33 protein-coding genes are annotated in these 25706 nt (G+C 41.8%); 32 read left to right on the forward strand and 1 reads right to left on the reverse strand.

Going from position 1 to position 25706, the window contains the following annotated elements:
* The first annotated feature begins 990 nt into the window (after positions 1 to 990).
* The 12 genes from C3451_RS19770 to C3451_RS19825 all read left to right on the forward strand — a co-directional run bounded on the left by C3451_RS19770 (position 991) and on the right by C3451_RS19825 (position 7252).
* Complete coding sequence (locus C3451_RS19770; protein WP_094171793.1) at positions 991 to 1497, forward strand: CaiF/GrlA family transcriptional regulator; 507 nt, start codon at positions 991 to 993, stop codon at positions 1495 to 1497.
* Positions 1490 to 1705 (forward strand): DUF1187 family protein, encoded by a 216-nt coding sequence (locus tag C3451_RS19775; RefSeq protein ID WP_001127357.1) that lies wholly within the window; start codon positions 1490 to 1492, stop codon positions 1703 to 1705. Before C3451_RS19770 ends, C3451_RS19775 begins: the two co-directional genes overlap by 8 nt.
* Positions 1698 to 1874, forward strand: a complete 177-nt coding sequence (locus C3451_RS24360; protein WP_000753049.1) for a hypothetical protein — start codon at positions 1698 to 1700, stop codon at positions 1872 to 1874. Before C3451_RS19775 ends, C3451_RS24360 begins: the two co-directional genes overlap by 8 nt.
* A gap of 26 nt (positions 1875 to 1900) precedes the next feature.
* A complete protein-coding gene (locus C3451_RS19780; protein WP_072089442.1) occupies positions 1901 to 2854 on the forward strand; it encodes an SPFH domain-containing protein in 954 nt (317 codons plus the stop codon).
* A 379-nt stretch (positions 2855 to 3233) separates the two neighbouring features.
* Positions 3234 to 3677, forward strand: coding sequence for an NfeD family protein (locus tag C3451_RS19790; RefSeq protein WP_000964333.1), 444 nt, complete (start codon positions 3234 to 3236; stop codon positions 3675 to 3677).
* Between the two features lie 3 nt (positions 3678 to 3680).
* Positions 3681 to 3851, forward strand: a complete 171-nt coding sequence (locus C3451_RS24365) for a hypothetical protein (RefSeq protein ID WP_000550721.1) — start codon at positions 3681 to 3683, stop codon at positions 3849 to 3851.
* Positions 3852 to 3861: 10 nt separating this feature from the next.
* Positions 3862 to 4551 (forward strand): hypothetical protein, encoded by a 690-nt coding sequence (locus C3451_RS19795; RefSeq protein ID WP_123873527.1) that lies wholly within the window; start codon positions 3862 to 3864, stop codon positions 4549 to 4551.
* 262 nt (positions 4552 to 4813) lie between these two features.
* A complete protein-coding gene (locus C3451_RS19805; protein WP_001485001.1) occupies positions 4814 to 5116 on the forward strand; it encodes a hypothetical protein in 303 nt (100 codons plus the stop codon).
* Positions 5113 to 5370 carry a hypothetical protein gene (locus tag C3451_RS19810; protein WP_000739144.1) on the forward strand — a complete coding sequence of 86 codons (258 nt, stop codon included), beginning with the start codon at positions 5113 to 5115 and terminating at the stop codon, positions 5368 to 5370. Before C3451_RS19805 ends, C3451_RS19810 begins: the two co-directional genes overlap by 4 nt.
* A gap of 3 nt (positions 5371 to 5373) precedes the next feature.
* Positions 5374 to 6369, forward strand: a complete 996-nt coding sequence (locus C3451_RS19815; RefSeq protein WP_001028541.1) for a type IV secretion system protein — start codon at positions 5374 to 5376, stop codon at positions 6367 to 6369.
* A gap of 5 nt (positions 6370 to 6374) precedes the next feature.
* On the forward strand, positions 6375 to 7019 hold the full coding sequence (locus C3451_RS19820; protein WP_001310442.1) for a type IV secretion system protein: 645 nt from the start codon (positions 6375 to 6377) through the stop codon (positions 7017 to 7019).
* Between the two features lie 8 nt (positions 7020 to 7027).
* Entirely contained in the window at positions 7028 to 7252 is a 225-nt protein-coding gene (locus C3451_RS19825) for an EexN family lipoprotein (RefSeq protein WP_000713561.1), read from the forward strand.
* 222 nt (positions 7253 to 7474) lie between these two features.
* On the opposite strand, the gene C3451_RS19830 is transcribed toward C3451_RS19825, so the two are convergent.
* The gene (locus C3451_RS19830; protein ID WP_172690835.1) at positions 7475 to 8284 is read right to left on the reverse strand and encodes a DUF5710 domain-containing protein; all 810 of its coding nucleotides are present in this window, start codon (positions 8282 to 8284) and stop codon (positions 7475 to 7477) included.
* A gap of 47 nt (positions 8285 to 8331) precedes the next feature.
* Here C3451_RS19830 and C3451_RS19835 point away from each other — a divergent pair, with 47 nt between their 5' ends.
* The 20 genes from C3451_RS19835 (at position 8332) to pilP (ending at position 25701) form a co-directional block, all read left to right on the forward strand.
* A complete protein-coding gene (locus C3451_RS19835) occupies positions 8332 to 8967 on the forward strand; it encodes a hypothetical protein (RefSeq protein WP_015059536.1) in 636 nt (211 codons plus the stop codon).
* Positions 8968 to 9066: 99 nt separating this feature from the next.
* On the forward strand, positions 9067 to 9318 hold the full coding sequence (locus C3451_RS19840) for a hypothetical protein (protein WP_000121741.1): 252 nt from the start codon (positions 9067 to 9069) through the stop codon (positions 9316 to 9318).
* Entirely contained in the window at positions 9308 to 9589 is a 282-nt protein-coding gene (locus C3451_RS19845; protein WP_000638823.1) for a type II toxin-antitoxin system RelE/ParE family toxin, read from the forward strand. Before C3451_RS19840 ends, C3451_RS19845 begins: the two co-directional genes overlap by 11 nt.
* Positions 9590 to 9656: 67 nt before the next feature.
* Positions 9657 to 9956 (forward strand): TrbM/KikA/MpfK family conjugal transfer protein, encoded by a 300-nt coding sequence (locus C3451_RS19850; RefSeq protein ID WP_000835764.1) that lies wholly within the window; start codon positions 9657 to 9659, stop codon positions 9954 to 9956.
* Between the two features lie 2 nt (positions 9957 to 9958).
* Positions 9959 to 11194, forward strand: coding sequence for a TcpQ domain-containing protein (locus tag C3451_RS19855; protein WP_063278137.1), 1236 nt, complete (start codon positions 9959 to 9961; stop codon positions 11192 to 11194).
* 5 nt (positions 11195 to 11199) lie between these two features.
* Positions 11200 to 11637: a type IV pilus biogenesis protein PilM gene (gene pilM, locus C3451_RS19860; RefSeq protein ID WP_063268636.1), complete on the forward strand. Its 438-nt coding sequence runs from the start codon at positions 11200 to 11202 to the stop codon at positions 11635 to 11637.
* 118 nt (positions 11638 to 11755) lie between these two features.
* Positions 11756 to 12154: a hypothetical protein gene (locus tag C3451_RS19865; RefSeq protein WP_062897951.1), complete on the forward strand. Its 399-nt coding sequence runs from the start codon at positions 11756 to 11758 to the stop codon at positions 12152 to 12154.
* Between the two features lie 20 nt (positions 12155 to 12174).
* Positions 12175 to 12759: a lytic transglycosylase domain-containing protein gene (locus tag C3451_RS19870; RefSeq protein ID WP_063268637.1), complete on the forward strand. Its 585-nt coding sequence runs from the start codon at positions 12175 to 12177 to the stop codon at positions 12757 to 12759.
* Positions 12759 to 13049 carry a conjugal transfer protein gene (locus C3451_RS24370; protein ID WP_063268638.1) on the forward strand — a complete coding sequence of 97 codons (291 nt, stop codon included), beginning with the start codon at positions 12759 to 12761 and terminating at the stop codon, positions 13047 to 13049. The genes C3451_RS19870 and C3451_RS24370 overlap by 1 nt, the downstream gene beginning before the upstream one ends.
* 70 nt (positions 13050 to 13119) lie before the next feature.
* Positions 13120 to 13440 (forward strand): VirB3 family type IV secretion system protein, encoded by a 321-nt coding sequence (locus C3451_RS19880; RefSeq protein WP_000362081.1) that lies wholly within the window; start codon positions 13120 to 13122, stop codon positions 13438 to 13440.
* Between the two features lie 5 nt (positions 13441 to 13445).
* Entirely contained in the window at positions 13446 to 15803 is a 2358-nt protein-coding gene (locus tag C3451_RS19885) for a VirB4 family type IV secretion system protein (RefSeq protein WP_124304387.1), read from the forward strand.
* Between the two features lie 161 nt (positions 15804 to 15964).
* Entirely contained in the window at positions 15965 to 16699 is a 735-nt protein-coding gene (locus C3451_RS19895) for a type IV secretion system protein (protein ID WP_000432282.1), read from the forward strand.
* Between the two features lie 65 nt (positions 16700 to 16764).
* Positions 16765 to 17466, forward strand: coding sequence for a TrbG/VirB9 family P-type conjugative transfer protein (locus C3451_RS19900; RefSeq protein WP_000274524.1), 702 nt, complete (start codon positions 16765 to 16767; stop codon positions 17464 to 17466).
* On the forward strand, positions 17456 to 18595 hold the full coding sequence (locus C3451_RS19905; protein WP_000790640.1) for a TrbI/VirB10 family protein: 1140 nt from the start codon (positions 17456 to 17458) through the stop codon (positions 18593 to 18595). Before C3451_RS19900 ends, C3451_RS19905 begins: the two co-directional genes overlap by 11 nt.
* A gap of 18 nt (positions 18596 to 18613) precedes the next feature.
* A complete protein-coding gene (gene virB11 / locus C3451_RS19910; RefSeq protein ID WP_001059977.1) occupies positions 18614 to 19669 on the forward strand; it encodes a P-type DNA transfer ATPase VirB11 in 1056 nt (351 codons plus the stop codon).
* 15 nt (positions 19670 to 19684) lie between these two features.
* Positions 19685 to 21643: a type IV secretory system conjugative DNA transfer family protein gene (locus C3451_RS19915; RefSeq protein WP_015059539.1), complete on the forward strand. Its 1959-nt coding sequence runs from the start codon at positions 19685 to 19687 to the stop codon at positions 21641 to 21643.
* Between the two features lie 46 nt (positions 21644 to 21689).
* Positions 21690 to 22226: a sigma 54-interacting transcriptional regulator gene (locus C3451_RS19920; RefSeq protein ID WP_001220543.1), complete on the forward strand. Its 537-nt coding sequence runs from the start codon at positions 21690 to 21692 to the stop codon at positions 22224 to 22226.
* Positions 22219 to 23862: a PilN family type IVB pilus formation outer membrane protein gene (locus C3451_RS19925; protein WP_001035592.1), complete on the forward strand. Its 1644-nt coding sequence runs from the start codon at positions 22219 to 22221 to the stop codon at positions 23860 to 23862. Before C3451_RS19920 ends, C3451_RS19925 begins: the two co-directional genes overlap by 8 nt.
* A gap of 50 nt (positions 23863 to 23912) precedes the next feature.
* The gene (gene pilO2, locus C3451_RS19930) at positions 23913 to 25223 is read left to right on the forward strand and encodes a type 4b pilus protein PilO2 (protein ID WP_001454111.1); all 1311 of its coding nucleotides are present in this window, start codon (positions 23913 to 23915) and stop codon (positions 25221 to 25223) included.
* Positions 25207 to 25701, forward strand: coding sequence for a type IV pilus biogenesis protein PilP (pilP, locus tag C3451_RS19935; protein WP_000912553.1), 495 nt, complete (start codon positions 25207 to 25209; stop codon positions 25699 to 25701). Before pilO2 ends, pilP begins: the two co-directional genes overlap by 17 nt.
* Positions 25702 to 25706: the final 5 nt, after the last annotated feature.

A 25706-nucleotide genomic window follows, 5' to 3' on the forward strand; every position in this document is an offset into this window, starting at 1 on the left:
AAGGCTCGGCCTTGAGGTCAACCCCCGCTAATCTGCGCTCCCTGGAAAAGACGAGATTACGGGGGTTTTCTTTATCTGAAATTTACGTTCTTGAACAAAATTTCAGCACCTCGTTTTCTGCATTTACAAATCGCGGAAAACTTGCCTGCAAATTTAGCAGCATGGGCGCAATCGATCAACGATGTTCAAGCCTGGCTCGTTTCCTTTTTGATTCAGCACACATCTCTGACAGCTTCAAAATCGTTTTCAGAACTGCTACTGAAGCCCCTTCTTTACTGACGTTCCCCATACAAAACCTTACAAAATCAGAAATTCAGAATTTTGTATATTCAAAAAAGTTTTTTTGACTGCATACACCCACTCACACGATCGAATAAACCACACAAACAGTATTATCTAGATTTTTAGATCGTACATCATTTAACAAACAGAATATTATTCTGTTTTTTAGGTGTTATCTAGATCATTAGATCGCTCTTGCGGCATTGACAGGTTTTAAATGTCGCACACACAATACTATCCAGATGATTGTAAAAAGCTCGTTCATCGCGTTTTTTGTGCTCATTGCCTGGAAAATGAGCACTCTTTGACGCCCGTTAGAACGCTTGTCATCTCATGCTCTTTAACAACCCCGGACAGCGGTCATTGCCTAAAGCCCTGGCATAAGGAGGTTATTATTCGTGCATTTCAAGCACCGCTGGCATCTGTCAGCAACGGGCTACGTAACAGAGTGACGTGCCGCGCCATCTACACAGGTAACGACTCTTTATCCGCAAATATCATTCTGCATACTTAAACCCCCTTATTTGGTGAACTCGCGTTGAGTTAATCTCACTCACTCTCTCCCTGAGCAAGTCGTACAGGCTGCAACGCAGAAGTACACCAGATTTGCCAGTCTCCACTCCAGGTAAGGGGGTTTAGCTATGCATGATGATGAACAATCAGATAAAGAGCCTGTAGTGAGTGGCTGCAACTTTTCATAATTAGCTTATGACGCTGTACTCCGGGGATGTTTCTATTTCAGACAAACAACCGGGAGAAAATATGGCGCGTAAGACAAAAATTAATCCTGTCATTCCTGAATGTGTGGCAGATTTGAAAGGATATCCACTCTATATCATCGTGGCTTATTGGGGATTAAGAAATAATAAAACGCTCACAACAACGGATGTTAGCCGTAATTTCCTTATTACACAGCAACAATCTTATGATGTGCTTACCTACATTTACCAGGAAGCACAGAAGCAGATAACAGCAACTAAACGAACACTATTTAACGAGCACAAAAGAAGAATTAGCGCGTTCAGGATTCTTGATATTGACAAAGGCATATTGCGCACACCCAAAAAAGAGATTGCATATGCCAGCTACGACAATATACCAACTGTCACAATGAAAAGTACCCGTTGTGAGATCCAGGATAGTTTTACAGAACTGCGCCGCTGGATGTGTTCAAGAAAGACAGGTGATCGAGTGGAGGTATTTTTGAATGCCTAAGTACCAAATAAACGCAACCATCAAAAAACCAGGTGGTGGCCCCGTGAAATGGACTCATTACAGCGACTTCCCTATGACCGCTGAAGAATGCAGAAAAAACTTCTCAAAAGAAAAAGAAGCAGGAAAGTGTTTTTCTGTTGATGTTCATATTTCAGATTTCATTTGCAAAGAGATACCTCCACAAAATGCAGGAAATACATATGGCTGATTTTGGTTCCACTAAACAAACCGTAACATTTGAAGAATGGCACGAGCTATTAATGGATTACGCAGAGTTACGCGGTGGAAATGCCGCCGATGCGGAAGCATGGCGTGCTGATTATGAAGCAGGAAAAACTCCGGTTGAAGCATATTGTGATGAATGGGGAGAGGATTAATCATGATTGACGCTATAATTACGCCAATAGTTACATCTATTCCGTTACTCTTATTAATTTTAGTCGCGCTGATATTCGTTAAATCTGCCGTCAAAATCGTGCCACAAGGTAATGCCTGGACAGTGGAACGCTTTGGTAAATATACCCATACGCTTTCCCCCGGTCTTCACTTCCTGATCCCGTTTATGGACCGCATAGGTCAACGGATCAACATGATGGAAACCGTCCTGGATATTCCTAAACAGGAAGTTATTTCGAAAGACAATGCAAACGTAACTATCGATGCTGTTTGTTTTGTCCAGGTCATTGATGCAGCGAAGGCAGCTTATGAAGTCGATAATCTTGCATCAGCTATTTCAAATCTTGTTATGACCAATATCCGAACTGTCGTTGGTGGAATGAATCTCGACGATATGCTTTCTCAACGTGACAGCATCAATTCTAAACTGTTAACGGTTGTCGATTATGCGACTGACCCGTGGGGAATTAAGGTCACACGTATTGAAATTCGGGATGTTAAACCACCAAAAGAACTGACTGAAGCGATGAACGCGCAAATGAAAGCGGAACGAACTAAGCGTGCCCGGATTCTTGAAGCGGAAGGTATCCGCCAGTCAGAAATTCTGAAGGCAGAAGGGGAAAAACAGTCTCAAATACTGAAAGCGGAAGGGGAACGGCAATCAGCGTTTCTTCAGTCTGAAGCACGCGAACGTCAGGCAGAAGCGGAAGCTCGCGCAACAAAACTGGTGTCGGATGCAATCGCTGAAGGTGACGTTCAGTCTGTTAATTACTTTATTGCGCAAAAATACACTGAAGCACTCCAGGCAATTGGCACAGCATCAAACAGTAAACTGGTGATGATGCCGCTTGATTCAAGTAGCCTGGTGAGTTCGGTTGCAGGTATCAGTGAACTGCTAAAAAACGTATCACAGGATACTCCCAAAGTTGATATGAAACAGGCTCAACAATATTTGTCTTAAAACAGATAGCGGACGGTGACAATATTGTTTTAATCACCGTCCTCATATTCATATTCACGAATGAGCAAATCATTTAAATGAAAACTTATGGGTTCATCCTTCTTATTTTACATATAATCCCTATGGGGGCATGGAGCTTTCTTCTTTTTATTACAAAAGATGAGAACAAAGGAGAAAAAATACTAAACCACATCGCATCAATATTTCCATTATGGCTGAACTTCGGAGGGGTGATGATAGCGATGGCTCTGCTGCCCCTGTTAATATGGAGTTTTAATGGCATATTCTTTGGCTTCTTTCTGCTAATTTATGCATTTGGCGTTTATAACTACCTTCATCTTCTTTATTCAATTTCTCCCTTTTATCATGGAGATTAGCCATGTTATGGTTTACACTGTTTCTTCTGTGTATTGCACTTGAAATTATAACCGGAACAGGATGGTTACTCTTAATCAGTCTTGGTGCATTATCAAGCGCCATTGTGGGCTTTTTTCTTCCGATATCACAAGAAGCCAATATATGCTTCTTTGCATCAATCAGCATACTGGCGTCGATAATTAAGTTCCTCTATGACAAAAAACATAAGAAATTAGATACTCTCCTGGTGAACACAGGGCATTCACGTTTTAAAGGAAAAGAATTTACTCTCAGTGACGATATTGTGAACGGCAAGGGGCAATTACTTATTGGTGATACATTCTGGCCTGTTGAGACGTTACACAATGAAAACTACCCTGCGGGAACAAGAGTTATTGTTACAGACATGCAAGGAATAACTCTTAAAGTAATGACCATCGAAGACAAGAGTGAAAACAAGGAATAAATCATGCATCTTTCGTTGTTAATTCCGCTTACAGGAGCAGCGATGAATGCACTATGTATTTTTATTATCAGACTTCTGGATAAGGATTTTATTGAAGTCTATAAAAAAACGCTAAAAAAAATTACTGCATTACATATTTTATTGATGGTGTTAAGTGTCACAGGAATAGTATGAGGAAAATTCTATGCGAAACGCAAATGAAGGAATTTCTCTTGCAGCTATTGTAGCTAAAGAAACAACAACAGGTAAATGGAATGGTACTGGTGGGGGTATTGGTTTAGGTACTGGTGGTATTGGCTTATTCATCGGAGGTGTTTCTGGTTCTAAACAAGAGCAGACACAAAGGGCAAAAAACTTTGAATCGCCTAAAGAGGAAGAATACAGTCTATTAAATGTATACGGTTCGATAATAAAAGTTCTCGTTTTTGGCGTGCTATTTGGTTTATCTGCCCGTTTATTTACATTTTTATCAGACACTGTTTCTGATTTTGCTGAACCAGTAACAACCACCACAGCCACAGGAAAGATTCAATCTATTCTGGATGGCATGGCAGAAATGGTAAGCATTTTAGGCACCGTTGTCCCTTTTTTAGTAATTATTTTAGGCACCGTTATCCCTTTTTTAGTAATTATCATAGCAATGATCTGGTTTCTGTTTTTCAGCAGCAAACGAGAAAAAGAAGAGTTAACTCGAGTTGAACGTGAAGCTGCTAAAACAAAACTCCGTATAGATGTCTATCACCGTTTACGTTACGTTGAAAGCGATCATGTCGTTTTTGACCCGATTACAGGCCGGGAGGTTCCGGCAGAACGGGCGTGTATTAATAAACTTATTGAGGCACTTGTTGATGAAAGCAACAACGTGAGAGGGTGACAGCCCCCTGAAGGATACGATGAAATGTACAGAAAAAAACATCACCTAATAAAAATATTTTTATTAAAAATGGCGTGCAATGTTTTTTCTTTCCTGCTGGGTACTTTCATACTTTCAGCACCGTTTGTCTTATATACATTAACCGGTTCAGTTCTGAATGCCGTTATTCATTTCACCTTTTCTTTGCCTTTAGCCACCATAATCCTGGTTTATGCTTATTCAGGCTTTGAAGAAAGCATTTATTTATTCAGGGCATACAAATATGACTCAAGCAAAAGCTAATCTGAGAAAACTTCGCCGTGCACGTTATGTCCCCCCTCGAACAGTAAAGAAAAACATAGCGAATACAGAACGTGTCGTTTCAAAAGCAATTACCGGCTGTGGTGTCTTCCGTGATATACCACAAGTAAAAATCAATCTCATCGAAACAAGGAAAATTTTACAAATCGAACTGGCTTTATCCATTGCTAACTTATCTGAGGCGAATCCAATTGAGATACGAAAAAAAATCAAAAGCATTGACCGACAATTATCTTCAACCTCAAAAATCAGAACTACATTATGAAAAAAAACGACGATTTAATCACTTTACCATCTCATAATAGCCACGCTCTCGATTACATCATTAAAAAAGCGTTTACACCACGCAAAACCAAAACATCGACAGCGACCCACAACGTTTATAGTTACAATAAAGAAGAATCCACATTAAATTTCCAAAAAATTGGAGAAGCAATTTTTTTCGGCACAGACCTGGTAATTAAGCTGAAGCCAAATATTAGTGCCTCTGGTGAACTCTTCATCTGCCAGAAGGACTAAGCTATGAATATTGTTTCAGAATTTCTTGAGAAAGTAACAACCATTGTTGAATCCACAGCGGCGACGAACGCCGCTAAGGTCGCACAGGCAATATCTCCTACATTCTTTGCTGCTATAGCCTTATACGTTATTTATCTAATATATGAAATCACGTATGCCCAACGTGACGTCCTGATGAGCGAGGTGACTAAGAATATCGGTGCATTCGCCCTGGTTGGTGCATTCACTTATTCAGCGCCTTATTACAGCCAGTTTGTTATTCCTTTTGTAATGCACGCTGGCTCCGACCTTTCTGCTGCTGTTACTGGAGGTTCAGGAACTGCAACCAGTGTTGATAATTTGTGGAACGCTCTATCTACGAATTTAAACAACTTCCTTGATACAAGTATGAGTATTTATGGAAAGTTCCAAATTGCTGAGAAAATGGGGGTTTATCTAGTATGGGGGATTGGCTATATCGGCGGAATGCTTCTCATCTATTACACTACTGTTTTCTTGACACTATCAACTTTCATGGTTGGAATTCTTCTTTCCGCTGGCATTTTATTCATTTGTTTCGCTCTATTTTCATCGACCAGAAATATGTTTACTGCATGGGTCGGCAGTTGTCTCAACTATATACTGTTAAATTTATTCTATAGCATATCATTTAGTTTCTTAATTAGTTTCGTTGAATCAGTTGTCCCTGTTAATGGAGATATAAAACTATCTATTGTAGTTTACTTTTTCCTTATTACGATTATTTCCATATTCCTTATAGAACAAGTTGGCACACTCTGTTCTACATTAACAGGTGGGGTAGGTATAAATGGCCTTACATCAGCCGCTAATGGCTTTGGAGGTAAGGTTGCATCTGGTTTTATGCGAGCATCAGGACTCCGATCTTTCACTAATGGATTTGCCAGCAAAATGCCAAATCCAATCTTTAATGCAGGAAGTCGTTCTGCATCAGCATTAGTTCAGGGATTAAACCGTGGAAGTAAACTTAAAGCGGGGTGATTAACATGAAAGATAAAGTATTATCATTTCTCTTTGCTGGAATAATTACCGTAACATCACCATCAATCTTTGCATCTGGTATTCCAGTAGTAGACGTTACAGCGATAGCTAAAACAGTTGAAGAAGGGCTAAATCGTGCCGCTGAAGCGGCAAGACAGCTTGAGCAACTCAAGCAACAATATGAACAGACCATAAGATACGCTGAAGAACAGAAGAAAAGACTCGAAGGCTTCACTGATTTCAGCAATGGCTTTGATAGCGCATCCAGCTATATGAAGGATTCTCTATCAACAATAACAAATAGTGCAAAATCAGATCTTAGCTCTTTGCGATCGCAATATGACTTATCAAGCAACATTGCAGAGACGCAACAAAAATATGATGCAATCCTGGCTAAGATCAAATTCTATGAAAATTTCAACAATGAAATGCAGGAAAGGGCTAAGAGATTAACCACGTTACAGAAGGAGTTCGCGTCAGCAGATACTCCGCAAAAAAAAGCTGACTTATCTAACCAATTGAATACAGAAAAATTGACAATGGAGCTACAATTGAAGCAATATGATATTGCAGAGAGACAGCTAATCGCGTCTGAAAATGCAAGACAAGAGGCTGTTAGTCGAGAAAAGTTTAAATTAATGATGCAATAGGTGTTCGAATGAAAAAATTCATAAGCACTTTAACTATCTTGTCATGCTTCCTTTTAGCTGCTTGTGAAGACAAAGTTTATGATGTCAGTTACTACGCTGAACATCTTGAACAAGCCCAAGATGTTGTCGAAAAATGCAGCAAAGGGGATATGTCTGGTCAAAACTGCGAAAATGCGCGTGAAGCCATTCAAAAAGAGCAATCGGGTAAAGCATTTAAAAATATGATGCAATAATCCTTCATTAAAAACAGCTCGCAAAGCGGGCTTTTTTTGGCTGTACGCAGTGACCAGTTGATAAATAGTTCTAATGTTCGTGCTGCATTAGAACAACGCACAAAAAGAAGAGTACAAGAAGACAGTGCGGGATCTAATGGAACGTTTACAATAGAATCACCTTCCCTATAGCAAGGTGATTCTATTTAAAAGAATACCCGCCTCGTGCGGGTTTTATCTTGCTTAAAGATCTATGAAACCTCCGGCTTCGGGTATTAAACTATAACTTGCTTTGGCAAATATTGTTTCATTGACTTCATGGAATCTTATTTTCTCCGCCTGTTCATATGTTACAGGGAAGAACACGCCCCCTGGCTCATTAAACATCATAAAATCACCTTGCATTGCGTTACAATGACAACAATGATTCGCGTAATAGTTCATTTTTGCTGTTTTGCTATGGGATGGATAATATAATTTTGAATACTCATTAATCCTTGAGAGAGCAGAGGTTGAAATTATTTCAATTTTCGTTAAATCAGTCCACCATACTCTACTGGTTAACCACCGATAAATCATATTATTCTTTGAATCAAAATACTCCATACCCTTAGGGGAGGATGTTTCATACCATTCATCTAATATACAATCTTCCCATTCGGCAGGATCAACTCCCCAAATAACGTCTCTATACTTATACCAACGAGGTAAAAAAATACCAAACACAGGAGTTGTTTTCTTACAACGCCAACAAGACTGGTGACTTTCCGCAATATAAAAACGTTGCGAAAAAACATTGTAATCATGTTCATTTAATTCTTTTATCCACCGAATAAAATAAATTGGATTTTTTCCCTGTGGAACAAACCATTTCCGTTGCTCTTGGTCCCATTGCGCCCCTTTTTGTTTAGCCAAATCCTTTTCTTCAAACGGAACATTTAAATAAAACCGCGCCATAGCCAACTTAACTCCAGTATTCTGTTCTGATGATGCAACAGGATAGATATCAAAACTAAACAAAGAGTGCAATTCCGCCTTTAATGGCTCATTCATACCCGCCTCGTGCGGGTTTTCTTTTGTCTGAAATATGGAGGAACACCATGAAATCCATCATTTTATCGATGGTTGCCGCCACCGCATTACTGTCAGGCTGCGCGGATAGCAAAACACAACCAGTACCTGAGTCACCGTTAACCTCAAATGACCACCAGATAACGTTGAAAATTGATACCGTGCGAACAGACCTGCCGGACAGTTCTCCTGTTTGTTTGAATGGTATGAATATATACGAAAGTCTGAGCGAGCGGCATCCAGGCTTGTTTGCCAAAAATCAGAACGTGATTTTCCGTAGTGCATTCTTTGATGACGGTCAGGCGATATCCTCCGAAACAATCCGCAAAATAATGCAGAGTACCCCGTGCGTTGAATCACAAACAACATCTGCCGGAAGCTGGGAACCTGCCACGGAACTGATCCCCCGTCAGGCAATATCCGGTGACACTACACTGGCTGAAAAAGATCGGACTGCTGGCTTCACAATGCGGATAGCACCGGAGATTGAGCGTGGAAATTTCCACCTGCTACTCACAACCACTGACCCGATACGGAAACTGACTGTCAAGCAGAATATTTTACTCAAACCGGACCAGCCCCTTATCGTGAGTGGTTTTACTGGAGTTAATGCTGATAGCCAAAGTGAGAACCGGATTGTCATCATTACGCCACACGTGCGTTGATTCCCAACCCCGGATCATTTTTGTCGTTCCCCGCAATCAAAAGCACCTTTAAAAGTCTTTTTAAGGTGCTACAATCTCCATGATACAAATGGAGGACTTATGAGCTACCAAATTCTGACTACGACAGCAGCCAGTATTACTGACCTGAAAAAAAATCCTATGGGAACTGTAGCCGAAGGAGAAGGGGATGCCGTCGCAATCCTGAACCGAAATGAACCAGCGTTCTACTGTGTCCCACCAGAACTTTATGCCTACTACCGGGAACTCGCTGAAGACGCTGAACTCAACGCAATTGCTGATGAAAGAATGAAAAATCCAGACATTGTAAGGGTTAACCTGGATGATTTATGAACTGGCATTTGACCACAGAGCACTGAAGGAATGGCAAAAACTCGGTCACACTGTTCGTGAGCAATTCAAAAAGAAACTGTCAGAACGCCTGATAAATCCACGCGTCCCCGCAGCCAAGCTACATGGTCATACTGACCGTTACAAAATTAAGCTTCGCGCATCCGGTTACAGGCTCGTTTATCAGGTAATTGATGAGAAGGTCGTTTTGCTTGTGATTTCTGTGGGAAAAAGAGAAGGCAGCGACGTCTATCACATGGCAGATACCCGCTGATATTTTAAACCTGTCAAGTAACCCGCCTCGTGCGGGTTTTCTTTTGCCTGAAATATGGAGGAACACCATGAAATCCATCATTTTATCGATGGTTGCCGCAAGTGCTATCGCACTCACTGCCCCCGTATATGCGTCTGATCCATGTGCTTCCGTTCTTTGTCTGTACGGTAAAGCTATCGGTAGCGGCGGCGGGAGCGAATGCAAAAGCGCCGAAAAGGACTTCTTTAATATCATAAAAAAGAAAAAGGGATCTATTCGCTGGAGCAAAACCTTTGATGCCCGAAAAGCGTTTCTTAATCAATGCACGACCGCAGACCCTGCGGCGATCTCAAAAATCATGAGTAAGTTCGGACGTTCCTGGGGTTAACCATGAAAAAGCTCATTATTATTCCCACCACATTATTGCTGAATGCGTGTTCCCATGCCCCTGAACCCGCACAGGCAAAAGGAGGTTGGTATGAACTGAATACCACAATTGAGCAGGTAAGAGCAGACACATACTATAACGGGGTGATCCTTCAGCAGCCCGTGTCACAGCCAAACAGCACTGTTCAATACAGCAATGATAATTATCTCAAAAAGGAAGCCATAAACGTAACTCCCGCGCCTCGTATTGCAGAAACCGTAAAACCACGTTCTGAGCAATCAGCGACAGCGCCAAAAAACCAGGGCAGCAATAATAGTTTTCTGAAGCCGACAACAAACAGCATAACCCCATCTGGTGAGATAAAAACAGCAGCCAAAGGAGCAACTAAACAGCATTCTGAACAACCAGCACTCTCTCCCGCAAAGCCAATCAGTAGCAACAACCATCAGGCACAAACGGCACAAAAGACTGATCAGCAGACAAAACCGCGTCCTGAACAACCACCGCTAATGTCAAAAAGCGGTTTTCTGAAAAAAAACGCTAACAACGCTGTTCCGGCCACCACGCTTACAGGCCCATCAACACCTGAAAAGCAAATTTACTTTGTTCGCCATGATGGTAAAGGCTCGCTGCAAAAAGCATTAAAAGAAATTGTCCCATCGGACTGGACGGCTGAAATATCCCCGGAGGTAACGAAAACCTTCCGTCGCACGATATCCTGGCAGGGCAACGATCAATGGCCTTATGTCCTGGATAAAATGCTTCGCAACTACGGTCTGACAGTAATTAAGAACACCGAAAAAAGACATCTTCTGATTGATTTTCAACAACAGAAAGGGAAAACATCACAAAAAGCACCTGTATCTCCTGACAAAACCCCTGCATCTCCTGTCAGGACACCAGTTTCCTCTGACAAGTTACCTCAAAAACCGCTAACGCCTGTCACTGTTCCGCAAAAACAGACAGAAAAACTTACCTGGAATCTTAAAAAAGGTTCGACGCTGCGGGATGGCCTCACCGAATGGGCGTCAAGTTCGCCGTGTGGTAATTCAACCTGGAATCTTGTATGGGATACTCCTGTGAACTACAGAATAGATGCTCCTCTTATTTTCCGGGGAAACTTTGAATCTGCATTAAAAGATACGCTGATGCTTTATCTTTCAGCAGATAAACCGTTATACGCATTCAGGAATATTGCACAATGCGTAATCACAATTAAAGACACACAACAGGAGTAATCGCTATGGGTTGGTTCTTCAGCTTGCTCCTGATATTCCTGTCAATAGGCAGTTACTATCTGACAGATAACAATAACCAAACCATACAGCGAATGAAGTTGCTTCCTGCAAAACAGGAAGCAATTGAATTTATCCATTTCGCAAATGTTATCAATGACTATCTTTATAAATATCCAGACAAACGTAATTCAGGAGGAACGTTAACATCTGAGCAAATCGGCATAACCCCCGTTTATGATATTCATCATATTATTTACGGTAAGCGAGTTTATATCTGGTCTGCCGATACAGAAGGTCTGATGTCTGCTTTGCAGCAGCAAACAAAACATTCAGCAATGTTAGGAAGAGTAAAAAATAGGAAGATTGTCGATAATCAGGGGAATGATATGGGCGTTCCCGTTCCTTCCTCCATTCCAGAAGAGGCTATTGTACTCATTAACTAAATATCCCCTGACAAGGGGATTCTGAACTGGAGTCTGCATATCCGACACATCATTATGTGGACCGGATATATCGCTACGGCGCGGACTTCAGTCCAGAAAATCTTTACCGGAGATGCCCATGCAGGATAATGATGATGTCAGCGAGCTTGATATTGCCACTCGCGAAGTCCTTATCTTACGATGCAATCTTATTCAGCTTGCTTCTGAATATATAAAAATAAATCCTCTTAAAAACACCCGAATCTATACAGATTTAATTCATCGTTCAGCAGATGTTATCAAAAATATCGAACAAGATAACATCCAGAATAAACATAATTATCTGTCACAGGATGTAAAACATACGCTTGTTTTATACGACCTGTACAAATCAGACTTTGAACAATGTCCGGGGGCAAAATCCCTTATACCTGTCAGGGAAAAAATTGTCTCGCTGAAAGAACTTCTTTCCGGCGCTAATGAGCTGGACAGTATCGTTCGTCGCCCCCGCAGGAAAAAACGTTCTTCACGAATTTAATATCAGGAGATAAATCTCTTATGCAGTTATCAGCGGCTGTTCTGGCTGCACTGATAAGTCAGTGTGCCCCTGATGTATCACCCGATACGATGAATGCCCTGATTATGACTGAATCAGGGGCTAATCCATATGTAATAGCGAATGTTTCTGACGGAACAAGTAAGTATTTTAAAGATAAAAAAGGAGCTATTGAATATGCAGAAAAATTAACAGCAGAAAATAAAAGGTTTAGTGCAGGTCTGACACAGATATACAGCAAAAATTTCCCATCACTCAATCTGACTAATAAAACAGTTTTTGACCCGTGTACAAATATAAAAGCAGGAGCGGCAGTCCTGACGGACAATTATCTGAGACAAAAGGAGGGTAGTAGTAATCAAAAAATTCTCCGCGCTTTATCTTTGTATTATTCGGGTAACGAATCAACAGGATTTATTAAAGAAAAGAAATTTAACAACACTTCTTATCTGGAGCGAGTTATTCGTAACGCGAATAACTATATCGTGCCATCAATCCGTGAAAAAACTGATGAATCAGAAATAAAACCCCCGAATGATGAAGAGAAAACATCACCGGACTGGGATGTTTTTGGAGATTTTAATTAATGAAAGTCAAATCAACTTTGCAGTATTTTATCCTGGCGTTTTTCCTGTCACTAACCGCCTCCGTTGCCTATGCAGGTGGACTCGACACCGCAACAAATACCATGACAGAAATTAAGACATGGGCATTTAGCTTTGGTGGTGTTTGTGCTTTGTGTTACCTGATCTATAACGTCATCATGGCATTCATGGAGAAGAAAAGCTGGTCTGATGTAGGAATGGCGCTTGTCTATTGTGCCCTCGCTGGCGGTGCACTTTACGCCGGGAACTGGGCGCTGGAACTCTTCAAATAAGTAATTCATATATACAACTGTGCCGCATATTTACCTTACGTGTGAGTTGCGGCTTTTTTCATGGTGAGTTATGGACAAAGTAAATGAACATGTCAGTGAGTCATTCATGACTTATAACGGGTTTAACCGTCCTGCGTTAGTTGCTGGTATACCCTTAATGTTGTTATTGTTCACGGCTTTTTTCGCTGTTCTGACAGGCTTCCCCGCTATTTTCCTTTGGGGTATAAAAGGGATAATTATTCCTGTTATATGTGCGCTGTTTCTTTTTATAGTAAAACTGGCCTGTGAAAATGACTCAAACGCACTAAGAGTCATCCGTTTAAACCTTATGGGGCTTTTGTTAAAAATCCGCCACAGAGATTTAATTATTGGTTATTCATCTGTCAGGTAACATATATGCACAAAGTCAAATTAAAAAACAGTGACAATATGGATGTTGCTCGTGAATATCCCGATTATCGCTTCCATGTAACAGACAGTATTATCTTTACTTCTGACAGGAAAATGCTGGCTTCACTTGTTGTAGCAGGCATTCCATTTGAGACAGAGAACGATAATGTTCTTACAAATTTATTTAACAGCGTTAAAAACTTCCTGATTGGGTTAGGAAAGGAAGGCGTCCTGTATTTATGGACTCATCTTATCAAAAAAAGAATAACCATTGATGGAGAATGGAATTTTGACAATGATTTTTTAAGCAGGTTTTCAAAAAAATACCTTGCTCTGTTCACATCCAGCGCATTCTATAAATCAACATGGTATCTGACATTTGGGATTCCCTACGATGATGTTGATACCGGAATCGAGCGCATGAATGAAATCACACAACAGGCGCAAAAAGCACTTCAGCCATTTAACGCTTCTGTTTTATCAGTTCACAAAACTTATATCAGTGAGGTGGCAGACTATCTATCACTATTGCTAAATGCAGAACATAACATGATTCCTTTATCATCCACCCCCTTATCATCCAGTATTTGTGATTCTGAATGGTATTTTGGTGCTGATGTTCTTGAACTGCGTAACAACGAATCGGATAGTAAAAAATTCGCAACGAATTATATTTTGAAGGATTTCCCGATAGAAACAACCCCCGGACAATGGGATTTCCTTCTCAAGCAACCCTATGAATTTATTCTTACTCAATCGTTTATTTTTGAATCACCCACAAAAACCCTGAAGAACATTGATTCGCAATTAAACAAACTGCAATCAGCTAATGATGCAGCCAAAACACAACAGGAAGAACTCGAAGCTGGTAAAGAAGCGGTCGCAGCCGGAATTACGTTGTTTGGTTCACTACACTGCGCATTAACGGTATTCGGTGATACACCAGATCAGGCCAGAAGCAATGGTATAAAGCTCTCTGCTGAGTTTATTACTTCGGGTAATGGATTCCGCTTCAGTCGCGCCTCACTCGCATCACCTTTTGTTTTTTTCAGTCATATGCCGCTGAATAAAAGGCGTCCACTGGATACCCGAAGAACAATAACCAACCTGGCCTGTCTGATGTCTTTTCACAATTATTCCTCCGGGAAAAAATCAGGCAATCCTATTGGTGATGGGTCCGCCATAATGCCTTTAAAAACGGATTCAGGCAGCGTTTACTGGTTCAATACACATTACAGCCCACCGGAAAAAAATGTTACCGGACAAAAAATTGCCGGACACGCAATGTTTCTTGGCGCAACAGGCACAGGGAAAACAACATTTGAAGCAACAGCCAGCGGCTTTCTTCAACGCTTTGACCCTTTAATGTTTGTTGTGGATTACAACCGTTCTACCGAACTTTTTGTCCGCGCATACGGAGGGAGCTATTTCACATTGCAGGAAGGTATCTATACCGGCTGCAATCCGTGGCAACTGGCAGAAGGCCCGGAATCGCCCGTCTGGCACAGACTTCTCGCATTTCTGAAACGCTGGACACAGGTTCTGGCACGAGACAACCAGGGCAACCCCTGTTCTGATGAACATGGCATTGAATTAAACGCTGCCGTGGAAAGCATTATGCGAATGCCTGTCGAAGAACGCCGGACAGCCCTTCTTCTCGATATAGTCAGTCCTGAACTTCAGACGCGTCTCGCCAAATGGTGCGACAACGGCGAATACGCCTGGGCGGTGGATTCCCCCCGGAATACCTTCAATCCACTGCATCATAAAAAGGTGGGATTTGATACAACCGTTGTCCTGGACACAAAAAACGGTATTCATCCTGCCTGTGAACCTTTACTCGCGGTCCTGTTTTTCTACAAAGAAATCATGCAACGTGGCGGCAATCTGATGCTCTCCATTATTGAAGAGTTCTGGATGCCAGCAAACTTTCCTATGACGCAAAGCATGATTAAAAGCGCACTGAAAGCGGGGCGCATGAAAGGTGAAATGATGTGGTTAACATCACAGTCCCCGGAAGACGCCATAAACTGCGCAATTTTTGCGGCGCTGGTACAACAAACCGCGACGAAAATTCTCCTGCCCAATCCCGATGCAAAATGGGAAGGATATAAAGAAATTGGGCTTACTGAAAAAGAGTTTGAAAAACTCAAAGAGCTGGCGAAGGACTCAAGGACCATGCTCATCAAGCAATCTGGCTCTTCTGTTTTCGCCAAAATGGATTTGTTTGGATTCGATGAGTTTATGCCCGTGCTTTCTGGCTCTGAAACTGGCCTGTCTATTTTTGATGAGATTATTGCTGAAAAAGGAGATGTAGCTCCTGATATCTGGATACCAGAACTCCTGAAACGCCTGAACGGTTAATTTCTCTGTTTTATACAGAACGGAAAACAATATGCCCCCCTCATAATTGCCTCCGCGCTATTAATTAGTGCATGTTCTCACACCCTCAATCCTGTGCAGAAAAAAGGGGGATGGTTTGAGTTAAACACAGCAATTGGACAAATCAAAGCAGGTGATTATTAATGGAAAACACAAACTATTATGAACATTCAAAAAAAGAAGCCTCCAAAAAGAAATTTGAAGAAAAGAACGAAAAAAAGGATTATTTCAAGGCCATACGTGACTTTGAGCGTAGTGAAATTGAAATCATAAAGAAAAAGGCAAAAACATTTACCATTCTCGCCATTGGTGAATTTGTTGTAATTTGCATTCTTGGTTTCGCAATAGCCTCCCTTGCTCCATTAAAAACCGCTGTACCGTTCCTTGTGCGAGTGGATAACAGCACTGGATATACTGATATTGCCCCTCAATTATCTGATGCTAAGGAAAGTTATCAGGATGTTGAGACTAAATATTTCCTGTCAAAATATCTCATTAACTATGAAGCATACGACTGGCAGACTATCCAGGAACAGGCCGATACAGTAAAAACAATGTCTTCCCAAAAGGTGTTTTCAGCTTATGACACCATGATTCGTGCTGATTCCTCACCACTGAACATTCTGAAAAACAACTACAAAATTAAGGTCCAGATTAATTCAGTAATCCTTCTAAGGAAGGATATGGCGCAGGTGCGTTTCAAAAAAATGGTACTGGATTTATCTGGTAAACCCGCCCCCGGATACAGAGCAACAGAGTGGATTTCGACGATTTCTTTTGACTGGGATAAAGATATCAAAACAGAAAAAGAGCGCCTTGTGAATCCGCTGGGACTGCAAGTTCTGAGCTACCAACCTGATCCAGAGGTTATAAAATGATGCTTAAACGCACTACTGCGATAGTTCTTTTGTCGATGCTACAAGTACCTGGTGCTTTAGCAGCTATGTACGGCACACCATCGGAACGAGACGGGCGTATTCAGACCGTAGATTATAACGAGCAGGATGTATTTAATGTGCGCGTAAAAGCAGGCGCACAAACAACAATTAAGTTCGGACAAGACGAAACAATAAAAGATGTCGGAATTGGTGATCCAGAAGCCTGGTCAGTATCGGTCAGGGACAACACTCTGTTTCTGCGTCCAAAAGCAGAAGAACCGGATACAAACGTTACCGTTCAGACCAATAAGCATATATATCCTCTTTACCTGATATCAACCACGAAACAACCCACGTATATTCTGCGTTTTAATTATCCGAAACCACCGTCAGCTACCGTAATGACTGAAAAGCCATTTCCATGCACTGATGGTGGAATAATTAATGGTCATTATCAACTCAAGGGGGACAAATCAATTTTCCCTTATCAGGTATGGGATAATGGCGAATTTACATGCATGAGATGGACTAATAAACAGGAAATTCCGGTCCTTTATCGTGTTGATGCCGATGGAAATGAACATCTGGTTAACGGAGACAGAAATAAAAACACAATGGTTTACTATGACGTGGCTGAAAATCTCCGTTTGCGCCTGGGTGATCAGGTTGCAGATATCAGAACATCATCAATCGTTAATCGTCCGTGGAATAAAAAAGGTACGTCAAACGGAAAAACACGAGTAGAGAAGTTCAGCTATGAAAAATAAAGATGATGAAAAAAATAATGACGCGGGAAATCGCGGAATTATCGAAGTAAAAGGTAAAGCAGCACCAAAAAAAATATTAATCCTCATCATATTACTGATTGCCGCGTTATTTGTGATCATTATCTTGTTTAAAGTTCTTTCACGAGAACAGGTCGTTCAGCAAACACCTCTTGAGAAGTCTGACGAGACACTGGTCACAAATACCAACAATGGCGTTTCACTGACAACAATGATGAAAAACATCGAAGAAAAGGAAAAACTCGATGCCGCTAACCGCAGGAAAGCACAGGAGGAGCAAGAACAGAAACAGGCAGACAATGCCCCGTCAGCGCCAGCATCACAAAAGGCCGATCAAACAGCCGTCAATGTGATAGCCAACGGCAGTCCCCAAACCGCCAGTGGAGATCCAAACCAACCACAACCATTGCCAAAATCCGTCCGACAACTGATGGGCGACACAATGGTGAAGATCGACAATCAGGAACCAGGCGAAAAAAACCAGGAAAGAGATGATTTACAGGGCAGTCAGTACGCAGACGGAAAGGTATCCCCTGTGCTGAACCGCCGATATCTGTTATCTGCGGGAACAGCATTATCCTGTGTGCTCAAAACGAAAATCGTAACCTCTTATCCCGGTATCACAATGTGTCAGTTAACACGAGACGTCTGGTCGGATAACGGCGAAGTGCTTCTTGCCCGTAAAGGAGCATTACTGATCGGGGAGCAGAATAAAGTCATGACACAGGGAGTAGCCCGTGTGTTCGTTAACTGGACAACGCTCAAAGATGAAAATGTCAATGTGCGCATTGGCGCACTTGGCACTGACAGTCTGGGCGCTTCCGGCCTTCCTGCATGGGTCGATAATCATTTTGGTCAGCGTTTTGGTGGTGCATTGCTGCTGTCATTACTTGGTGATGGTTTAGATATTCTGAAAAACAGCACGCAACAAACAGGCTCAAACAGCAATATCACCTACGAAAACACATCTGACGCAACAAAAGAAATGGCAAAAACAACGCTGGACAATACGATAAATATTCCCCCCACGGCATATATTAATCAGGGGACTGTATTGTCTGTTATTGTTCCGCGAAATATCGACTTTTCATCCGTATATGAACTTCAGTAATTCAGTAAAGCAATTGATATGAATAACATCAGAGATACCAGTAATACATCACAACCACGAGATAACAGTAAAACCGCAAGACGATATCTGGATATGACGGGTATCCAGTCTGTTCTTAATATTGAACATGTCACAGAAATATCTGTGAATAAACCAGGAACAATATGGTTTGAAGGGAAAAATGGCTGGGAATCTAAAGATGCGCCAGACGCGACTTTTGATAATTTAATGACACTTGCCAAAACTCTGACGAACTTATCAAAGATAAAAATACCACTTAGCCATGATAATCCCATTGCATCGGTAGTTCTTCCCGGTGGGGAACGTGGACAAATCATCATTCCACCTGCAACGGAAAATAACAGCGTTGTGATATCTATCCGCAAGCCATCATTAACACGCTTCACTATAGATGATTATGTCCGAACAGGGCGTTTTGATAATGTCAGGATTGCAACAAAACACGAAGCAATACTGACTGAACGGCAACGCTACCTGTATGAATTATCCCGGCGTCCGGATGGTCAATCTAAAGCTCAATTTTTAAGAGAGGCAGTTAAAGACCGTCTTAATTTTTTAATCGTAGGTGGGACTGGCTCCGGTAAGACAACTATAGCAAAGGCAATTGCAGATATCTTTCCACCTGAACGGCGTTATATAACCGTTGAAGATGTACCGGAAATGTCTCTGCCGCTGCATCCAAACCACATCCGGCTTTTCTACAAAAAAAATACCGTTGAAGCGAAGGAAATCATTGAAGCGTGTATGCGATTAAAGCCAGATCACATCTTTCTTGCTGAACTTAGGGGTAACGAAGCATGGAGTTATCTGGAGGCGCTTAATACAGGGCATGAAGGCTCAATCAGTACCATTCATGCTAATAATACTTATGCCTCATTTTCACGACTGGCAAGTATTGTAAAACAATCTGATGTTGGTATGACTGTTGATATGGACCTCATCATGCGCACGATAAAAACATCAATTGATGTCATTCTTTTTTTCAACCATACCAGAATGACTGAACTGTATTACGAACCCGAAGAAAAAAATCGTTTTTTGAGCACAATGTAAATTGTGGAGATAACTATGAATGCAAAAAAGATGGGGGGGTTAATTCTCTTCCTGTTACTGCTTCTTGTGGGTGTGCTTATAGCCTCAAACTATCTCGGTGGATACACAGCATTAAGATATTCATCCGTTGATATGTCTTTGCTCAAGTGGGATACATTCCATTCTGTAATCTCAACATTTTCTGGCAACCCACAATATAAAAAACTCGTTTTTATGGCATGGTTTGGATTCAGCGTTCCATTAATATTCTTTGCCATATTCATGTTAATTGTCGTGATTGGGATTATGCCTAAAAAAGTCATCTACGGTGACGCCCGGCTCGCAACTGATATGGACCTGAGTAAATCAGGTTTTTTCCCGGATAAAAAATCACCTTACAAACATCCACCAATACTCATCGGTAAAATGTTCAAGGGGAGATACAAAAAACAATTTATTTATTTCGCCGGACAACAATTTTTAATTCTTTATGCCCCGACACGTTCTGGTAAAGGGGTGGGGATTGTTATCCCCAACTGCGTAAACTATCCAGGAAGTATGGTCATACTGGATATCAAACTTGAAAACTGGTTTTTATCAGCCGGATTCAGGCAAAAAGAATTAGGGCAAAAATGCTTTCTCTTTGCGCCCGCCGGATACGCGGAAACTATCGACCAGGCAATTAAAGGACAGATACGCTCTCACCGCTGGAATCCTCTGGATTGCGTCAGTCGCAGTGATTTACTTCGTGAAACGGACCTGGCAAAAATTGCCGCAATCCTTATCCCGGCAAGTGATGATCCTATATGGTCTGATTCTGCACGCAACCTTTTTGTCGGGTTAGGGCTTTACCTGCTGGACAAGGAGCGTTTTCACCTGGACCAGAAAGCCAAAGGTCATAATGCACCGGACGTCCTTGTTTCCATCAGCGCCATACTGAAAACGTCGATTCCCGATAATGGAAAAGATCTCGCCGCATGGATGGGACAGGAAGTTGAAAATCGTAGCTGGATTAGCGATAAAACAAAATCATTCTTCTTTGAGTTCATGTCAGCACCAGATCGCACAAGGGGAAGTATAAAAACGAACTTTTCATCACCACTGAATATATTCAGCAACCCTGTTACTGCTGAAGCGACGAATTTCAGTGATTTTGATATCCGGGATATTCGTAAAAAACCCATGTCAATTTATCTTGGTCTGACACCGGATGCCTTAATCACTCATGAGAAAATTGTAAACCTTTTCTTCTCATTACTGGTTAATGAAAACTGTCGTGAACTGCCGGAACATAACCCGGACCTGAAATACCAGTGCCTTATTCTCCTGGATGAATTTACATCAATGGGTAAATCGGAGGTCATTGAACGCGCTGTTGGTTTTACAGCAGGTTATAACCTTCGCTTTATGTTCATTCTTCAGAATGAAGGACAAGGGCAAAAAAGCGATATGTACGGTCAGGAAGGATGGACCACATTCACTGAAAACAGTGCTGTTGTGCTTTACTATCCGCCGAAATCAAAAAATGCTCTGGCTAAAAAGATTTCAGAAGAGATTGGGGTGCGTGATATGAAAATATCCAAACGCTCAATATCCAGTGGTGGTGGTAAGGGAGGAAGTTCACGTACACGGAATGATGATGTAATAGAGCGCCCGGTTCTTCTTCCTGAAGAAATTGTGTCTCTCCGGGATAAGAAGAATAAAGCCAGAAATATTGCAATCCGTGAAATTATAACCAGTGAATTTAGCCGACCATTTATTGCCAACAAAATAATCTGGTTTGAAGAACCAGAGTTTAAACGCCGCGTGGATATCGCCCGTAACAATCATGTTGACATTCCAAACCTGTTTACACAAGAAGTCATGGATGAAATAGCAAAAATTGCAGAAATTTATCTCCCTAAAGCTGGAGGAAAAAAAGTCATGGTTGCCGGAGGCAATGTGATTACTAATCCAGACCTTGATAATCACGATAAAACAGACGTATCTGAATAATCCTCGCAATAAAGATACTATTGATTAGCAAAGACAGGATTCTATTATGAGAATAAAACACTCGAATATGATAAATATGAATATGAATATGAATATGAATATGATGAAAGAAGCCATTGATGTTTTGATAAACTCTGAAAAACATATTCTGATTATAGGCGAAACTGGAACTGGAAAATCAACACTTTTAGCAGAATTGCTAATCAATGACACTGACGTTAAATATTTTGATTTCTGTGATATTTATAAACGCCATGAACACCTTCCCCTTCTAAAACACCATTATCTTTGCGATGAAAATTTTGATTATTTTGACTTTTTATCTGCACCTGAAAAAACGTTGGTTCTTAATAGTGTAGCCATCGGTAACAACTTACGGGAATCAAAAGTTGTTCAGTTTATTGTTCGATTTATTAAAACAGCCAGGAAACGTGGCAAACGTCTTATTGTTGTCACGACTCCTTCAGATGGCGGCGTGCAGATACAAAACCTTTTCGACACAGTTATATCGTTAACCCGCTCTCACGATGAAATAGGATGCACAGTTATCATTCCAGTACCGGAGTTAATTAAATATGAATAAAAAATTGCTTTGTTTATTAATATCCTCTTTTTTATTATCAGGCTGTGCAAACTTCAAAAAAATCAATACTAATGAACTTGCAGCCGAAAAAGACGCACAAAAAGCGACTGAATACGCGAAAAAAATTCGTAATAACCCGGTTATCCAGGACTCAACAAAACAATGGATTAATACAACGCCAATTATTGAAAAGCAGGTAAAGCAATCAGCGCCGCCCTGCCCGATTGTGATTAATACTCGTTCAGATATTGAGCTACGCCAGATCGCACAACGCATCACACAAACCTGTCATATCCCGGTACGAATCAGCGCCGATGTCTGGACCTATCTGAACGGTACAGGCACTGGCTCAACACAACAAATGACAGGATCAATTCCAGCACCGGATGCAAATGGAATGGTTCCTCTGGCGTCAGTAGGCAGTCAGCCAGTAAAAGTCTCTTCTGGCGGTACATCACTCCCGGAACTGAATATCTCCGGGCTTCCTGCCCTACTGCAAACCGTATCCTCACGGCTGGGAATATCCTGGAAATACGATAAAGGTCGTATCACATTCTTCTATCTGGAAACGCGCTCATTCCCGATCACATATATGGACAGCAATGTGGCATACAACTCAAAAGTTGTGAGCGGCACAATGTCTTCCAGCGGCAGTACCGGCTCTACCAGCTCTGGCGGTATGACTGGCGACGCATCAAATACGCAAACTACAACCGTGGAAATGAAATCATCGCTGTACAACGACCTGAAAAGCGAAGTTTCCTCAATGCTGACACCAGGCACAGGGCGCATGTATCTGTCCACTGGTTCACTGACAGTAACAGATACCCCGGATGTACTGGACAGCGTTCAGGAGATTGTGAACAAGCGCAATAATGAAATGAGTCGTCAGGTTGTGCTGAACGTTGAAATCCTGAGTATCAAGAAATCAAGCCAGGAACAGGCGGGAATCGACTGGAACGCAGTATTTAATGATGGTCATCTTGGTCTGAGTCTTGGTGGCTCATTTGGTAATGCCGCCGAGAATGTTATTACCAGTGGTGTATCCATCGTGGACGGTAAGCTGGCTGGCTCAAAAGCATTTCTGAAAGCCCTGTCGTCACAAGGCAGCGTCAGTGTCGTAACGCAAAACTCCGCTGTGACTAAAAACCTGACGCCCGTCCCTATGCAAATTGCCAATCAGCAGGGCTTCATTGAAAGTGTCACAACCGATTCCACCGCCAATGTGGGATCATCCACGTCACTGAATGCGGCAACAATAACGACCGGATTCAATATGACTCTGCTTCCATACATTCAGCCGGATTCACAAAACCTGCAATTGCTGTTCTCAATGAGTCTGTCTGACAAACCTACTTTTGAGGTGTTCGAAAGTGGCGGCAGTAAAGCACAAACACCGAATGTGGATTTGAAAACAATTAATCAGACTATTGACCTGAAATCAGGCCAGACAGTTATTCTGAGTGGATTCCAGCAATCAAACCGGAAAACCAGTAAGCAAGGTGTAATAACCCCCTCCTTCTTTGGACTTGGGGGTGGCATTAACAGCGAAGACGGCGACACGATTCTGGTCGTTTTGATTACACCAAATGTGCTTAATTCCGGCTCCAGTGCAGTAATAAAAAATGTGAACTAATTAACTGAAAACTCCCTGAAAAAACACAGGGAGTTTTTTTGGAGGTCACTTTGTCTGAGAATAATCAGAATAACCGGAATTTCACTTCGGTTATTAAAAACAAGCGTGCTTTTTTCTCCGGTCTGGACTGGAAAACGCTTCCTTCAGAAGAAAAGAATGCGCGTACATTCGCAAGAAAAAACGACGCTGAATATTTTCTCTCCTGTCAGTATCAGGATTCAGAAAATGAAACCAAAACGATGGTGGCATTTATCAGAAAAGAGGATCTTCCCACAGGGGCGTCCTCATTCTGGTCACTGGCACTGATGATAAAACCCCTCATCGAACCTGACGGATACGCTATCTGCGAACTCGGTGATCTTTATGGCTTTGTTTCCTGCGTCAATAACGTTCTCGTCAACGATGTTGTAGGTAACAAAAGTCAGATCATGAGTGCTCTGACAACATTTCTTGAGTTTAATGAAACACCAGAACCCGGCTGGAAACTATACCAGCCTGAATCATGGGATATCAGCCAGGCACTCCCCTCACTCACTCTGTCTGCGTTGATTGACGTAAAAAAACCGCCGAAAGAGGCGGCGTTTACTCGCGTATCCCGAAAACGTCAGTTCATGATTTATGGCGGAAGTGCCATTCTGGCCATACTGCTCTGGAACGGGATCACCATGTACCAGGAATACCGGGAAAAAGAAGCTGCGGCAGAAGCTGCACGTCTTCGTCTGGCAAAAGAAATGGCAGACAAACAGGCAATACAGATTGCCCCACCGTGGCAACATTTACCTGAAATAAAACCATTTATTGATAAATGCATTGATAAATGGGATGCACTGCCCTTATCGATCGCCGGATGGCGTTTTGACCTTGCTGAATGCAGCACATCCGGTAATGACGGGCTGTTACGCACATCATATAAGGAACTGAGCGGCGTTACGGTCGAGGACTTCAGCACACGGATACGAGAAATATTCCAGGGGACAACCACAGCAACTTTTGTATTGCCAGAAGGCAGCGCCGGGGGATTTTCTCTTCCTGTCAGTTTTGACGTTTCACCTGATCCAATTACCCCGGACACATTGCCACAGGCAACAGATATTCAGGAACGCCTGACAACATTTGCACAAAAAATGAGGTTAAAACTCACCTGGCAGGAAATTGAAAACACAAAAACAGATGAAGAAGGCCGTCCAATAATTCTCCCGTGGAACGAGTATGAATTAATGATTCAGACCAGCACCCCGCCTTCAATACTTTTCGCTAACTTTCATGAACCTGCCGTTCGCTTCCAGTATGCAGGAATAAAACTGGAAGAAGGAAGACTGAATTATGAGATTAAAGGTGCATTCTATGTTAAAAATAATTAAACCAACGATTATTTCTGTCTGTTTTTTCAGTTCACTTGCTTACGCAACAGAATCTGAAAGCACGCCAAAAGACGAAATAAAATATTCATCTCCGACCATTTTACAGGTAGAGCAGATTCAGGCTGAAACGGTAATTTACGAAGCAAAGCTGGCGCGTCAGAAGGCTGTCAGTGAATTGCGTAATCTTGATTTGAATGGTGTAGCGTCCGCAACGCCAGCAATAACGCCCTCTTCCGGGTATTCTTCTCTTGCAGATACCGATATACCAGCGCAACGTGTAGCCGCTAAATCACTTCGTGTTATTGAAATATTTGGTACACCACAACAAATGTCAGCACGAATTTCTCTCCTGGACGGGTCAGTAACTGATGTCAAGGTCGGGCAAAGTATTCCTGGTACTTCTTATAAGGTGGCATCAATCACCGGTAATGGCGTCTGGATTCAGAATGGTACAGAGAAACGCCAGCTTATTCTTTAATGCTA

Origin of the sequence: Enterobacter sp. 301B (assembly GCF_003850715.1) — a bacterium.
Taxonomy (GTDB): domain Bacteria; phylum Pseudomonadota; class Gammaproteobacteria; order Enterobacterales; family Enterobacteriaceae; genus Enterobacter; species Enterobacter intestinihominis.